The sequence below is a fragment of the Primorskyibacter sp. S187A genome (assembly GCF_049800955.1).
Classification (GTDB): Bacteria; Pseudomonadota; Alphaproteobacteria; order Rhodobacterales; family Rhodobacteraceae; genus JAKVBH01.
The window spans coordinates 1,878,293-1,891,114 of sequence record NZ_JBNAGA010000001.1; the positions used below are offsets into that span (position 1 = coordinate 1,878,293).

Genomic DNA, 12,822 nt, shown 5'->3' on the forward strand with positions numbered 1-12,822 from the left:
CCCTTGGTAAAGGGCGCGCATGTCACAGGGTGCGCCCCATGTGGGCCCACGGAGACGGTCCGGCTTGCCTTGCCGTGTCAGAGACGGCGCAACAAGTCGCGAGACGGCGTGCCCGTGACAGGCAGACCGTTTCGGCGCTGGAACCCTTCGATGGCCGTGCGGGTCTGCGTGCCAATGATCCCGTCGGCCTCACCTGCATCGAAGCCGCGCCGCGTCAGCCCCTGCTGCAGCGCGACCCGGTCCTGCTTGGTCAGGCCAAACTCATCGGGCGGGAATTGACCCCGCAGGGGGCCCGCACCGCGAATGCGATCCGCCAGATGACCCACGCCAATCGCGTAGCTGTCGGAATTGTTGTAGCGTTTGATAACGCGGAAATTGGGACCCAGCGTAAACCGCGGGCCACCCGCCTGCGGCTCAAACGCACCACCGGGATCCTCCTGCGCCCAGGCCCCGCCCCGCTGCCAGCCGCGCTGCGCAAGGTAGTTGGCAGTGCCGGCCAGCGCGTCAGCGGGATCGGCATTCCAGATATCGCGCCGCCCGTCGCCATCGAAATCGACCGCATAGCCGGTGAAAGTCGTCGGGATGAACTGCGTGTGCCCCATGGCGCCCGCCCAGGAGCCGCGCATTTGCGCCGCCGGGATGTCCCCCGCCTGAATGATCCGGAGCGCATCCATAAGCTGCGCCTCAAAAAAGCGGCCCCGCCGCCCCTCGAAGGCCAATGTCGAGGTTGCCGAGATCACCGGAATGTCGCCCATCCGCGTGCCATAAAAGCTCTCCAGCCCCCAAATGGCTGTCATGATGGAGGGATCAACGCCGTAGCGCGCCTCAATCGCAGACAAGGTCCGGCGGTGGCGCGCAAACATCTCGCGCCCCATGGCAATGCGTTTGTCCGAGGCGGCAATTGCGAGATAATCCTCCAACGTGCGTTTGAACTCGGTCTGATTGCGATCCCGTTTGACAACACCGGGCAGGAACCCCGCGCCGCGAAAGGCCTGATCGAGTGTGCGCTGCGAAATGCCCTGCGCCTGTGCCCGTGGGCGAAAATCCTGCACCCAGGCATCATAGCCCGCATTGCGCTGCGGGCGCAGATCAGCGGGCAAGCCTGAGGCTCCACCCGCAGGCCGCGCCCGACCTGTGCCGCCACTGGCACAGCCCGACAGCACCACCGCGCCAAGCCCCAATGAAAAAAGACGCCTGTTCAGTCTCATGGCTTCACCTCTTACCTGCTTTGCTCACAAGGCTAGGCTGCACGGCCGCAAAGGAAAATCCCCTTTGAGAGGACTGCGCGATATCCGGCGCCTGTTGCAAAAGAAAAAGAGGGGGCCGAAACCCCCTCAGTTTTGCTGATCAAGCTCGATTGGTTCACCGCTCGAGATGTGTTTTTGCCTGCGGCTTGATCCGCGCGGGGCACGCTCGCGCGCCCCGTGTCTCATGCCGGGCCTTGGGTGCCCGGCACGTCTCTTAGCTGCATCCGCTTGTTGCGCCGCAGGTGTTGCACTTCATGCAGGTGCCATTGCGCACCAGCGTGTAATTGCCGCAATCGCCACAGGCCTCGCCCTCATAGCCTTGCATCTTTGCCTTGGTCCGCGCGTCCATGGAGGTCGCGACGGTGCCCGATGCAATCGACGTGGTTGTGGTTGAGGCAGCAACCGCCACCGCGCCCGCATCCATCGTCTCAGGGACCAGCGTTTGCAGCGCGCTCACCGCATCATCGGCCCCGCCCTGCAACACCACCAGCTCCTGCGGCAGGCGCTTGCGCAAATAGCCTGTGGAGCTGATCTGCTTGAGCACTTCGAGCGACTTGGTCGCTGCTGTCTCGGAGAGCTCGGAGACATTGGCCACGCTTTCCTGCTCACCGCGCCCCAGATCGTCAAAACTCTGACCTTCGGGCTTGATATGGGCGAGATCGGTCCGGTCCAGATAGCTCACCGCCAGTTCGCGGAAGATATAGTCGAGGATCGAGGTCGCGTTCTTGATGCTGTCATTGCCCTGCACCATGCCCGCAGGCTCAAACTTGGTGAAGGTGAAGGCATCGACGAACTCTTCCAGCGGCACGCCGTATTGAAGACCGACGGAGACCGCGATGGCGAAGTTGTTCATCATCGCACGGAAGCCTGCGCCTTCCTTGTGCATGTCGATGAAGATCTCACCGAGATTGCCGTCCTCATACTCGCCGGTGCGGAGGTAGACCTTGTGGCCACCGACCACAGCCTTTTGGGTGTACCCCTTACGGCGATCCGGCATCTTCTCGCGGCCGCGGGCCACTTCCTTGACGACGATCTTCTCAACGATCTTCTCCGCCAGGATCTGCGCTTTCTCCTGTTGGGTGCCCGTCTCGAGCACCTCTGCCGCCTCTTCGTCGTCTTCCACGAGGGCTGCGGCGAGCGGTTGGCTGAGCTTGGAGCCGTCACGGTAGAGCGCGTTGGCCTTGGTGCCGAGCGACCAGCTGAGCTCATAGGCCGCCTGACAATCCTCGATCGTGGCGTCATTGGGCATGTTGATCGTCTTGGAGATCGCGCCCGAGATGAAGCTCTGTGCGGCGGCCATCATGGTGATGTGGCTCTCCACGGAGAGGAACCGCTTGCCCTTCTTGCCGCAGGGGTTGGCGCAATCGAAGATCGCGTAGTGCTCTTCTTTCAGATGCGGCGCCCCTTCCAGTGTCATCGTCCCGCAGACATGGTCGTTCGCCGCGTCGATATCGGCCTTGGAGAAACCGAGGTGACGGAGCAGGTCGAAGGTCGGGTCGTTCAGCTTCTCAGCCGGGATGCCCAACACATTGGTGCAGAACTCTTCGCCCAGCGTCCACTGGTTGAAGACGAAGCGGATGTCGAAAGCCGATTCCAGCGCCGCTTCCACTTTCTCGATCTCATTGGGGCCAAAGCCGTGGCCGATGAGCGAGGTGTGGTTGATGCCCGGCGCGTTGCCGATGGAACCATGTCCTACAGCGTAGGAGACGATCTCTTCGATCTGGGCCGAGCCGTAGCCCAGCTTTTCCAGAGCAGCTGGCACGGATTGGTTGATGATCTTGAAGTAGCCACCACCTGCAAGCTTTTTGAACTTCACCAAGGCGAAGTCAGGCTCGATGCCGGTCGTGTCGCAATCCATCACGAGGCCGATGGTGCCTGTGGGCGCGATCACGGTGGATTGCGCATTGCGGTAGCCATGCTTCTCCCCCAGCGCCAGCGCTTCATCCCAGGCGCCCATGGCAATCTCTACAAGACGCGCATCGGGGCAGTTGGCATGATCGAGCGGCACGGGCTTCACCGTGAGATCCTCATACCCATCCGTTGCGCCATAGGCCGCGTTGCGGTGGTTCCGCATGACGCGCAGCATATGCTTGGCGTTGCGCTTGTAGCCCGAGAACGGACCCAGCTCGCTCGCCACCTCAGCAGAGGTTGCATAGGAGACACCTGTCATGATCGCTGTCAGCGCCCCGCACAGAGCGCGGCCTTCAGGCGAATCGTAGCTGTAGCCCATGTTCATGAGCAGACCGCCGATATTGGCATAGCCCAGACCCAACGTGCGGAAGTCGTAAGACAGCTGCGCGATCTCCTTGGAGGGAAATTGCGCCATCATCACAGAGACTTCGAGCGTCAGCGTCCAAAGGCGTGTGGCGTGCATATAGTCTTCTGCCTGGAACGCGCCGTCCTTGTAGAATTGCAGCAGGTTCATGGAGGCAAGGTTACAGGCCGTATCGTCAAGGAACATATATTCCGAGCACGGGTTCGAGCCGCGGATCTCGCCATCCTCAGGACATGTGTGCCACTGGTTCACGGTATCGTGGAACTGGATGCCGGGATCGGCGCAGGCCCAGGCCGCATGACCCACCTGCTCCCAGAGCTCGCGTGCGGAGATCGTCTTGGCGACCTTGCCATCTGTGCGACGGATGAGCTCCCAGGGCTGGTCATTCTTCACGGCGTCGAGGAACGCGTTTGTCACGCGGATTGAATTGTTCGAGTTCTGCCCGGAGACCGACGCGTAAGCCTCTGAATCCCAATCCGTATCGTAGGTCGGGAATTCGATGCTGGCATAGCCTTGCTTGGCGTAGTCCAGCACGCGTTTGATGTAGGTCTCGGGGATCATGACGCCTTTGGCAGCGCGGATGGCCGCTTTCAGCGCATCATTGGCCTTGGGATCGTAAGCGCCCTCCTCGGAGCCATCAAAGCTGCGGATCGCGTCGAAAATGCCGTTGAGCATCTTCTCGTGCATCTTGGAGCCCGCGACGATGGAGGCGACTTTCTGCTCTTCCTTGACCTTCCAGTTGATGAATTCCTCGATGTCGGGGTGATCAGCATCACAGATCACCATCTTGGCTGCGCGGCGCGTTGTGCCGCCCGATTTGATGGCGCCCGCCGCGCGGTCACCGATCTTGAGAAAGCCCATCAGGCCGGAAGATTTGCCGCCGCCCGAGAGCGCTTCATTGGCCGCCCGCAGCGAGGAGAAGTTGGTTCCCGTCCCGGAGCCGTACTTGAAGAGCCGCGCTTCGCGGACCCAAAGATCCATGATACCACCATCGGAAACCAGATCATCGGCAACCGACTGGATGAAGCAGGCGTGCGGCTGCGGATGCTCATAGGCAGAGGTCGAACGCGTCAGTTCACCCGTCTGATAATCCACGTAATAGTGGCCCTGACCCGGTCCATCGATGCCATAAGCCCAGTGCAGGCCTGTATTGAACCACTGCGGCGAGTTGGGCGCGGCCATCTGCGTGGCCAACATGAAGCGCATCTCGTCAAAATAGGCTTGCGCGTCTTCCTCCGTTGAGAAGTAGCCGCCCTTCCAGCCCCAGTATGTCCACGCGCCTGCGAGGCGGTCAAAGACCTGCTTTGACGATGTCTCGCCCGTGGTCTCGGTATCATCGGAGGCCGGGACGGAGCGCCACAGGAACGACGGGACCGCATTTTCTTCCACCTTCTTGAGCGCAACGGGAACGCCCGCTTTGCGAAAGTACTTTTGCGCGATTACGTCAGAGGCCACCTGGCTCCACGAGCTCGGCACTTCGACATTGTCGAGCCGAAACACAATCGTGCCATCGGGGTTGCGGATTTCAGATGCCGTCGTGACGAAGTCGATCTCGGCGTATGCGTCTTGTCCTGCCTTGGTAAAACGTCTTTCGATTTTCATCTTTTTTTGCCCTGTTTTCGGGTCTCAGCCCGGTCTCTCTAGTCATCGCGGATCGCCCGCACCTCAAAGACACACACGCTCTTCCACAGCGCGTGAGTGCGCGCTGGGTGGCCCTATTGCGGACCGCACAACAGAGCTGTTGCCAGCCCATATGGTGAGAAGTGTTTCGTCCCAACTCGAGAAGGAACCCAACCATCTTGCATCCTGTGATACACTATATGTTGTGGTCGCCTCCGTCAGTGGCCACAAACTGGCGCAAATTTTAGGGTCTGGTCAACGGATTTTTTTGGTTAACGGAGCATGTTTTCCTGTTGACGCATGCAGGCTTTTTCAGGCGGCCGAAACAGCGGGTGATTCAGCCACAGTTCAATCCACAATGCAGCGCCAAGGGGCAGATGACAGTTTTGTGAAAGATACAAAGACTTAGCCCCGGCCAGTCATGCTTTGGATGAAGTTATCCACAGGGGCGCAACACTACATATGGTGGAAAAACCATGCGAAACACAAAAAACACACTACGGGTGGCGTTATGCTGTTTTGCTCAAAATTTTGGAGAATGGTCGGGACGGCAAGATTCGAACTTGCGACCTACGGTACCCAAAACCGTCGCGCTACCAGGCTGCGCTACGCCCCGACGAGGAGCGGTTTAGCGCCCACAGCCCGCGATGAAAAGAGAGAAAGTGCGCAGCTCTGCTGCTAATCACATGGCAAGGCGGCTTTGTCTTGCGGCAAGAGCGGATGTTGCACCAGATCGCCCGCCGCTATCCCGATCTCGCCGGACAGGCCCCCGTTGATCTCAAGAACCGCCAGGGCCGGGCCATTGCTGGGAATCGTCGTCTCGTCATGCGGAATGGCGTTCTCGTGCACATGCCGCACAACCCCACGTTCGGTGATGAAGATCATGTCGAGCGGAATCAGGGTGTTCTTCATCCAGAAGGTCAGCGCGCGCGGGCTCTCGAAGATGAAGAGCATGCCGCGATCCTCAGCCATCTCTTCGACAAACATCAGACCCTGCCCGCGCTCTTGCGGCGTCACCGCAAGATCCACGTCGAAGGTGGCCGCGCCATAGGCGCCCCGGAGCGTGATTTTCTCCATGGCACAGGCCGCAGCCTCGCCCGCCGCCAGCAGCGACAGTCCAATCGAGAAGAGACAGGTCCGGATCATGCGCCTTTTGTGGCCAACTCCCAGGCACACACTTCCGCCGCCATCCGCCCGCGCTTGCCGTCTATGACCCGCAAGGCCAGCGCTTCGCCCGGTTGCAGATCTGCGAGACCCGACCGGCGCAGCACCTCGACATGCAAAAACACGTCTTCCGGCTTACCAAAGACATTCGCGAAGCCAAACCCTTTGGACTTGTCGAACCACTTGACCCGCGACGGCTCCAGAGGGGCCTCCGCCAAGCGTGATGGATCGATGTCTTCAAAGTCCGCGAGTGGCGGCGTCACGGCATCCTGTGGCGGCTCAATGGTCACCACTTCCACAGCCTGTACGCCGCGTGGCGTCTCCTGCACCCTGATATCAATCAGCGCGCCGTCAGCGACGGAATTCTGGCCGTAGTTGCGCAAAACATTCGAATGCAAAAGGATGTCGGGGCCGCCCTCTTCGGACACCACGAAACCAAACCCTTTCACCGGGTCGAACCATTTTACGCGACCTTTGACCTCTCGTACATTTTCTAGTGTGCGTTGCAAAACGTTACTCAGCTTTTATCCCCACACAAGTGTCCACCCAGATGGCAGGTCTTGCAAGCCCAAATCGCTGTATTTTAGGCCGATTTCCGTTCACGTAACGTGAAATTCAAGGGTTCAAACGCGAAATTTGCCACGCATCAGCGTCAGTTTCGCGTCTCCACACAAAACGGTCATGCAACCTAAAGGCGCCATCAGCCCAGAATTCTATCTCCAGAGGAGTGATGCGCCAGCCGCCCCAAAATGGCGGCCGATCAGGGTTCGGCCCCTTCTGCGCCGTGATCTTCGCGACCTCTGCCATCAGGTGCGCCCGCGAGCTCAAAGGACGCGATTGCTCAGACGCCCAGGCCCCCAGACGGGACTTGAGCGAACGCGACGCGTAATAGGCATCCGCCTTCTCCCCGTCTTCCTTCTGCACCAGCCCCCGCACGCGGATCTGCCGCCGGAGGCTTTTCCAATGCATGACAAACGCCGCTTTGCCGGAGGCGGCAATCTCATTGCTCTTGGCGCTCTCATAATTGGTATAGAAGATGAAACAATCTTCCTCGACATCCTTGAGCAGCACCATGCGGGCATTGGGCAGCCCATCGGGATCAACCGTTGACAATGCAATGGCGTTGGGATCGTTGATCTCGCGCTCCTGCGCTTCTGCCATCCAGCGGCGAACGATCTCAAACGGATCATCTCCCGCGAAAATACCTGTACGTTCCGTCATGGTTCTGCTTTCCCTTGGGTCGAGTTGACGTCTTGCGACCGCTCCCCCTTTGGCATAACCGGGAAGCGCAGAACAAGATGTGCGGGAGTGAGCTCATGTCAAACGGGTTGATGCAAGGCAAACGCGGGCTGATCATGGGCCTTGCCAATGACAAATCGATTGCCTGGGGTATTGCCCAAGCCTGTGCGGATGCAGGCGCGGAATTGGTCTTCTCCTATCAGGGCGATGCATTGCTCAAGCGTGTGGGTCCGCTGGCCGAGCGATTGGGCTCCGATTTCGTAGTCCCCTGCGACGTCTCGGACGCCGCATCCGTCGATGCGCTCTTTGAAGCCATTGAAGCCCGTTGGGGCAAGATTGACTTCGTCGTACACGCCATTGGTTTTTCTGACAAAAACGAACTTCGTGGCCGCTATGTGGATACCTCGCACGACAATTTCATGATGACAATGGACATCTCCGTCTATTCCTTCACAGCGATCATGCAGCGCGCCGAGAAGCTGATGTCTGACGGGGGCTCCGCGCTGACGCTGACCTATTACGGCGCCGAGCAAGTCATGCCGCATTACAATGTCATGGGCGTTGCAAAAGCGGCGCTGGAGGCGTCGGTCAAATACCTTGCCGAAGATCTGGGCAAGGACGGGATCCGCGTCAACGCGATCTCTGCCGGTCCGATCAAAACCCTCGCCGCCTCCGGCATTGGTGATTTCCGCTACATCATGAAGTGGAACGAATACAACTCGCCGCTGCGCCGCAATGTGACCATCGAAGACGTCGGCAAGTCGGCACTCTACCTGCTCTCGGATCTGGGCTCCGGCGTTACAGGCGAGAACCTTCATGTGGATGCGGGCTATCATGTGGTGGGCATGAAGGCCGTGGACGCGCCCGACATCTCCAAAGGCTGACGTCCGCGGCGCCGTCAGTCAAACGTCGGGAGAACAAGGAGCGCGCAGAATGGGCTGGGAACATCTCGTTGCCTTCAACATCACGCTTCTTGCGGCAATCCTGTCGCCGGGGCCGGCCATGCTCTATTTCATTCGAACGACTCTGGCGGAGGGGCGGCGCGCCGGGATCTTCACCGTTCTGGGCTTGGGACCATGGCCGCGCTCTGGACCGCGGCGGCTTTGCTTGGGTTGAACGCGCTCTTCGCGCTTGTGCCGCCCGCTTACGTGATCATCAAAACCGCAGGCGCGCTTTATCTGATCTGGATTGCCTGGCAAACGTGGAAACACGCACGCGACCCGCTCGGCGCGCCGCCTCGGCCTGTAGCCAGGGCTTTTCTCGGGGGTCTCCTCGTCAATCTGGCCAACCCCAAATCAGTGCTCTTTGCTGCCGCCGTTCTCATCGTGGTCTTCCCGCCGGAGCTTTCTGTGGCGCAGAAGGCGTTCATCGTGCTGAACCATCTGGTTGTGGAATTTTTTGTGGGCGTGGGGCTGGTCCTCATGCTGTCCACCGACGCGGTGTCGCGCCGGTATCTGCGCATGAAGACTGTGTTTGACAGAATTGCCGCGGGTATTCTCGGGCTTCTGGGGCTACGTCTGCTCTTTCAGCGCTAGGGCGCGCTTATCCTCTGGCGCAGCCACGCGCGCTCTGGCAAATTGCGGTCAATTGCGCGGCGCCGAGGGAGACGACAGATGGCCGATAGACTGCCCCATGAAAAGGGATTTCACATATCCTGGGATCAATTGCATCGCGATGCACGGGCGCTGGCCTGGCGGCTGGATGGGCGCGGCCCGGATAGCGGGGCATGGCGCGCTGTCGTGGCGATCACACGCGGCGGTATGGCCCCTGCGATGATCGTGGCCCGCGAGCTTGATGTGCGCACGGTCGACACGATTTCGGTAAAGTCCTACCATTCCGGCGGAGGCAAGGCCGATCAGCGGCGCGAAGCCGAAGTGCTCAAGAGCCCCGACGCGGACCTTATGGGCGACGGCGAAGGTGTCCTGATCGTGGACGATCTGGTGGACAGCGGCAAAACACTGGAGCTTGTCCGGCATCTCTATCCCAAGGCGCATTTCGCAACTGTCTACGCCAAGCCGCAAGGCGAGCCGCAGGTTGATACCTTCATCACCGGCGTGAGCCAGGACACATGGATCTTCTTTCCATGGGATATGGCCCTGCAATATGTGGAGCCCTATCGCGGCACCGATTGAGGGCATGCAGTCTGCGCGCGCCTGCGCCTCACGATTTCGCTGACACCCCAAGGTAAGGAATGCGCATCATGTCGAGAACGCAGACAACCTTTGCGCCCCCTGTCATGGAAGCGCGCCGCTGGATAGCGGGCAAGACTTTCCCCGCAGACAGGCCGCTGCTGAACGTCAGTCAGGCTGCGCCGGTTGATCCACCGCCCCCGCCCCTGCAGGACGCAATGGCGCGCGCCTTGCGCGAGCCGGACACACATCTCTACGGACCCGTGCTGGGCCTGCCCGCACTTCGCGCGGAGGTCGCCACACAATGGAGCACGGCTTACGGCGCGGAGATCGCGGCTGAGACTGTGGGCATCACATCGGGCTGCAATCAGGCCTTTGCCGCCAGCATTTCCGCTCTGTGCTCGGAGGGTGACGAGGTCATTCTGCCCACGCCTTGGTATTTCAACCACAAAATGTGGCTCGATATGGCGGGCGTGCGCGCTGTGCCTTTGGTCTGCGGGCCAGATATGTTGCCCGGCGTTGACGATGCTGCGGCGCTGATCACCGAACGGACGCGGGCGATCGCGATCGTCTCGCCCAACAATCCGACGGGTACGGAATATCCCGCCACTCTTCTGGATGGGCTCTACGATCTCGCCGCACGTCACGGGCTGAAGCTGATCGTAGATGAGACCTACCGGGACTTTGACAGCCGCAGCGGCGCGCCGCACACTCTGTTCCAGCGCGAGATGTGGACACAGGTTCTGGTCCAGCTCTACTCGTTCTCCAAAGCCTACCGGCTGACGGGGCACCGCGTGGGCGCGATGGTGGCAGCACCTGAACTGCTGGCAGAGGCGGAAAAGTTTCTCGATACGGTCACCATTTGCCCCTCGCAACTGGGCCAGAAGGCCGCGCTTTGGGGCATGCAAAAGCTGCAAGACTGGGTGTCAGGCGAACGACAGGAAATCCTCGCGCGGAGCGATGCGATCAGAGCAGGCTTTTCTCCTCTGCACGCGCAAGGCTGGCGACTGGCCAGCGCTGGCGCGTATTTCGCCTGGATGGAGCATCCCTTTGATGTGCCTTCTGATGTGCTGGCCAAGCACCTGGTGAACGAGGCGCATATCCTGGCGCTCCCGGGCACGATGTTTTGCCCCCTAGGCGATCCACGCGGGCCAAAAGGATTGCGCATCGCCTTTGCAAATATCGACGCGGAGGGCATCAAAACCCTGTATGAGCGCCTGCAAGCGCTTGCCCCTCCGCCCGCGCCCGCTTAGACAGTTGCCACCACAGGCAGAGGGATCACCATGGCGGGCAAAACTGGCGGTATCGGCAAGACATTCGTCTGGATTTTGATGGGTCTTCTTTTTGTGGGTCTTGCGGGTTTTGGCGCGACCAATCTCTCGGGCACAGTGCGCACCGTGGGGTCGGTCGGAGATGAAGTCATCACAGTCGATGATTACGCCCGCGCCGTGCAGCAGGAGCTGCGCACGCTTTCCGCGCAGGCCGGACAGGCCGTGAGCTTTCGCGATCTCCAACAGGCTGGTGTGATTGATCGCATCATCAGCCAGCTTGTGACGACCGCCGCTCTCGACAATGAAGCCCGCGAGATGGGGATTTCCATCTCCGATGAACGCTTGGGCCGCGAGATCGTGGGCTTGAGCGCCTTTCAGGGCATCGATGGACAGTTTGACCGCGAAGCCTATTCGCTCGCGCTGCAAAACAACGGGTTTTCCGAGGCCGAATTCGAGGAAGACCTGCGCAACGAGACCGCGCGCACGATCCTGCAAGGCGCTGTGATCAGCGGCAACACCATGCCGGATGTCTTCACGACGACGCTGTTGGACTACGTGGCAGAGACACGCGACTTCACCTTTGCGCGGCTGACAGATGACGTTTTGCAAGAGCCGGTTCCCGCGCCGACGGATGCCGAAATGGCCGCCTTCCACGGCGCCAATACAGCGCTCTACACCGTGCCCGAGACGCGCGTGTTGACCTATGCCTGGCTGACCCCGGAGATGCTGATCGATACGGTCGAGATCGACGAGGCGACGTTGCGCGCGGAATACGAGGCCAACCGCAGCCAATACGTGCAGCCCGAACGCCGTCTGGTCGAACGCCTGGTCATGCCTGATGCCGCCGCTGCCGATGCGGCCCGCGCACAGATCGACACGGGCGAGACCACCTTTGAGGCCGTTGTCGAGAGCCGCGATCTCACCTTGGCGGATGTCGATCTGGGCGATGTCACACGGGATACATTGGGCGATGCCGCGGCGGCTGTTTTCGATGCTGACGAAGGTCAGGTTGTTGGGCCATTCGACACGGATTTGGGCCCTGCCCTCTTTCGCATCAACGGCATTCTGCCGGCCCAGGAGACATCTCTCGAAGAGGCCACCCCGCTCTTGCGCGAAGCGCTCGCACAGGATCGGGCGCGGCGCGCCGTCGAGGCGCTGGTGCAGGATCTTGACGACTTGCTGGCCGGGGGCGCCACCCTCGAGCAGCTTTCGCAAGAGACCGATATGGAATTCGGCAAGATCAATTGGACGACCGCGACCGCCGACGGGATCGCGGCCTATGATGCCTTCCGCGCCGCAGCATTGAGCGTGACGGAAGATGATTTCCCGGAAATTCTGGCGCTTGGTGATGGTGGTGTCTTTGCGATGCGTCTGGATGAGATCATCCCGCCACGGCCCCAAACTCTGGATGAGGTGCGCGAACGTGTCTTCGAGGATTGGACGATTGAGGCCACGCGCAACGAGGTTCTCGAAGAGGCCGAACGCATGGCAGGCCTGCTCTCCGAAGGGCGCAGCTTCGAAGCGCTCGGGCTCGAGCCTCTGGCGCGCCGCGACCAGACCCGGCGCGGCCTGCTCATCGATCTGCCTGCAGAGACGCTCGTGGACGTGTTTGCGCTCGAGAACGGCGGGACAACGGCAATCCCCGGTGAGGGCACGGAAGCGATTGTGATCCGCCTCGATGCCATCAATGCGCCCGACCGCGCGGACGGCGACACCGCCGAACTCGCCACGGCCCTACAGCAACAAAGCGAAGGCTCCATCGCGCAGGACCTCTTCCAAGCACTCGCCCGCGACATTCAACAGCGCGCCGGGTTGCAGATTGATCAGCAGGCGCTCAACGCCGTCAACGTGAACTTCCAATAAGCAAAGATCAGACG

11 protein-coding genes and 1 tRNA gene are annotated in these 12,822 nt (G+C 60.6%); 6 read left to right on the forward strand and 6 right to left on the reverse strand.

Features of this window, described 5'->3' with window-relative positions; all coding sequences use genetic code 11:
- Window positions 1–77: 77 nt before the first annotated feature.
- The 6 genes from ACP15S_RS09360 to pdxH all read right to left on the reverse strand — a co-directional run bounded on the left by ACP15S_RS09360 (window position 78) and on the right by pdxH (window position 7,527).
- Window positions 78–1,208: a lytic murein transglycosylase gene (locus ACP15S_RS09360; protein ID WP_425039301.1), complete on the reverse strand. Its 1,131-nt coding sequence runs from the start codon at window positions 1,206–1,208 to the stop codon at window positions 78–80.
- A 253-nt stretch (window positions 1,209–1,461) separates the two neighbouring features.
- The gene (locus ACP15S_RS09365; protein ID WP_425039302.1) at window positions 1,462–5,124 is read right to left on the reverse strand and encodes a vitamin B12-dependent ribonucleotide reductase; all 3,663 of its coding nucleotides are present in this window, start codon (window positions 5,122–5,124) and stop codon (window positions 1,462–1,464) included.
- Window positions 5,125–5,681: 557 nt separating this feature from the next.
- A tRNA-Pro gene (locus ACP15S_RS09370) sits at window positions 5,682–5,758 on the reverse strand.
- Window positions 5,759–5,820: 62 nt separating this feature from the next.
- On the reverse strand, window positions 5,821–6,288 hold the full coding sequence (locus tag ACP15S_RS09375; RefSeq protein ID WP_425039303.1) for a DUF192 domain-containing protein: 468 nt from the start codon (window positions 6,286–6,288) through the stop codon (window positions 5,821–5,823).
- Window positions 6,285–6,815 (reverse strand): cold-shock protein, encoded by a 531-nt coding sequence (locus ACP15S_RS09380; RefSeq protein WP_425039304.1) that lies wholly within the window; start codon window positions 6,813–6,815, stop codon window positions 6,285–6,287. Before ACP15S_RS09380 ends, ACP15S_RS09375 begins: the two co-directional genes overlap by 4 nt.
- 106 nt (window positions 6,816–6,921) lie before the next feature.
- The gene (pdxH, locus tag ACP15S_RS09385; RefSeq protein WP_425039305.1) at window positions 6,922–7,527 is read right to left on the reverse strand and encodes a pyridoxamine 5'-phosphate oxidase; all 606 of its coding nucleotides are present in this window, start codon (window positions 7,525–7,527) and stop codon (window positions 6,922–6,924) included.
- Between the two features lie 95 nt (window positions 7,528–7,622).
- Here pdxH and fabI point away from each other — a divergent pair, with 95 nt between their 5' ends.
- The 6 genes from fabI to ACP15S_RS09415 all read left to right on the forward strand — a co-directional run bounded on the left by fabI (window position 7,623) and on the right by ACP15S_RS09415 (window position 12,808).
- Window positions 7,623–8,429 carry an enoyl-ACP reductase FabI gene (gene fabI / locus ACP15S_RS09390; protein WP_425039306.1) on the forward strand — a complete coding sequence of 269 codons (807 nt, stop codon included), beginning with the start codon at window positions 7,623–7,625 and terminating at the stop codon, window positions 8,427–8,429.
- 49 nt (window positions 8,430–8,478) lie between these two features.
- Window positions 8,479–8,661, forward strand: a complete 183-nt coding sequence (locus tag ACP15S_RS09395; protein ID WP_425039307.1) for a hypothetical protein — start codon at window positions 8,479–8,481, stop codon at window positions 8,659–8,661.
- Entirely contained in the window at window positions 8,622–9,080 is a 459-nt protein-coding gene (locus ACP15S_RS09400) for a LysE family translocator (protein WP_425039308.1), read from the forward strand. Before ACP15S_RS09395 ends, ACP15S_RS09400 begins: the two co-directional genes overlap by 40 nt.
- Before the next feature lie 78 nt (window positions 9,081–9,158).
- Window positions 9,159–9,677, forward strand: coding sequence for a xanthine phosphoribosyltransferase (gpt, locus tag ACP15S_RS09405; protein ID WP_425039309.1), 519 nt, complete (start codon window positions 9,159–9,161; stop codon window positions 9,675–9,677).
- 59 nt (window positions 9,678–9,736) lie between these two features.
- Entirely contained in the window at window positions 9,737–10,927 is a 1,191-nt protein-coding gene (locus tag ACP15S_RS09410) for an aminotransferase (protein WP_425039310.1), read from the forward strand.
- A 30-nt stretch (window positions 10,928–10,957) separates the two neighbouring features.
- The gene (locus tag ACP15S_RS09415) at window positions 10,958–12,808 is read left to right on the forward strand and encodes a peptidyl-prolyl cis-trans isomerase (protein ID WP_425039311.1); all 1,851 of its coding nucleotides are present in this window, start codon (window positions 10,958–10,960) and stop codon (window positions 12,806–12,808) included.
- Window positions 12,809–12,822 lie beyond the last annotated feature (14 nt).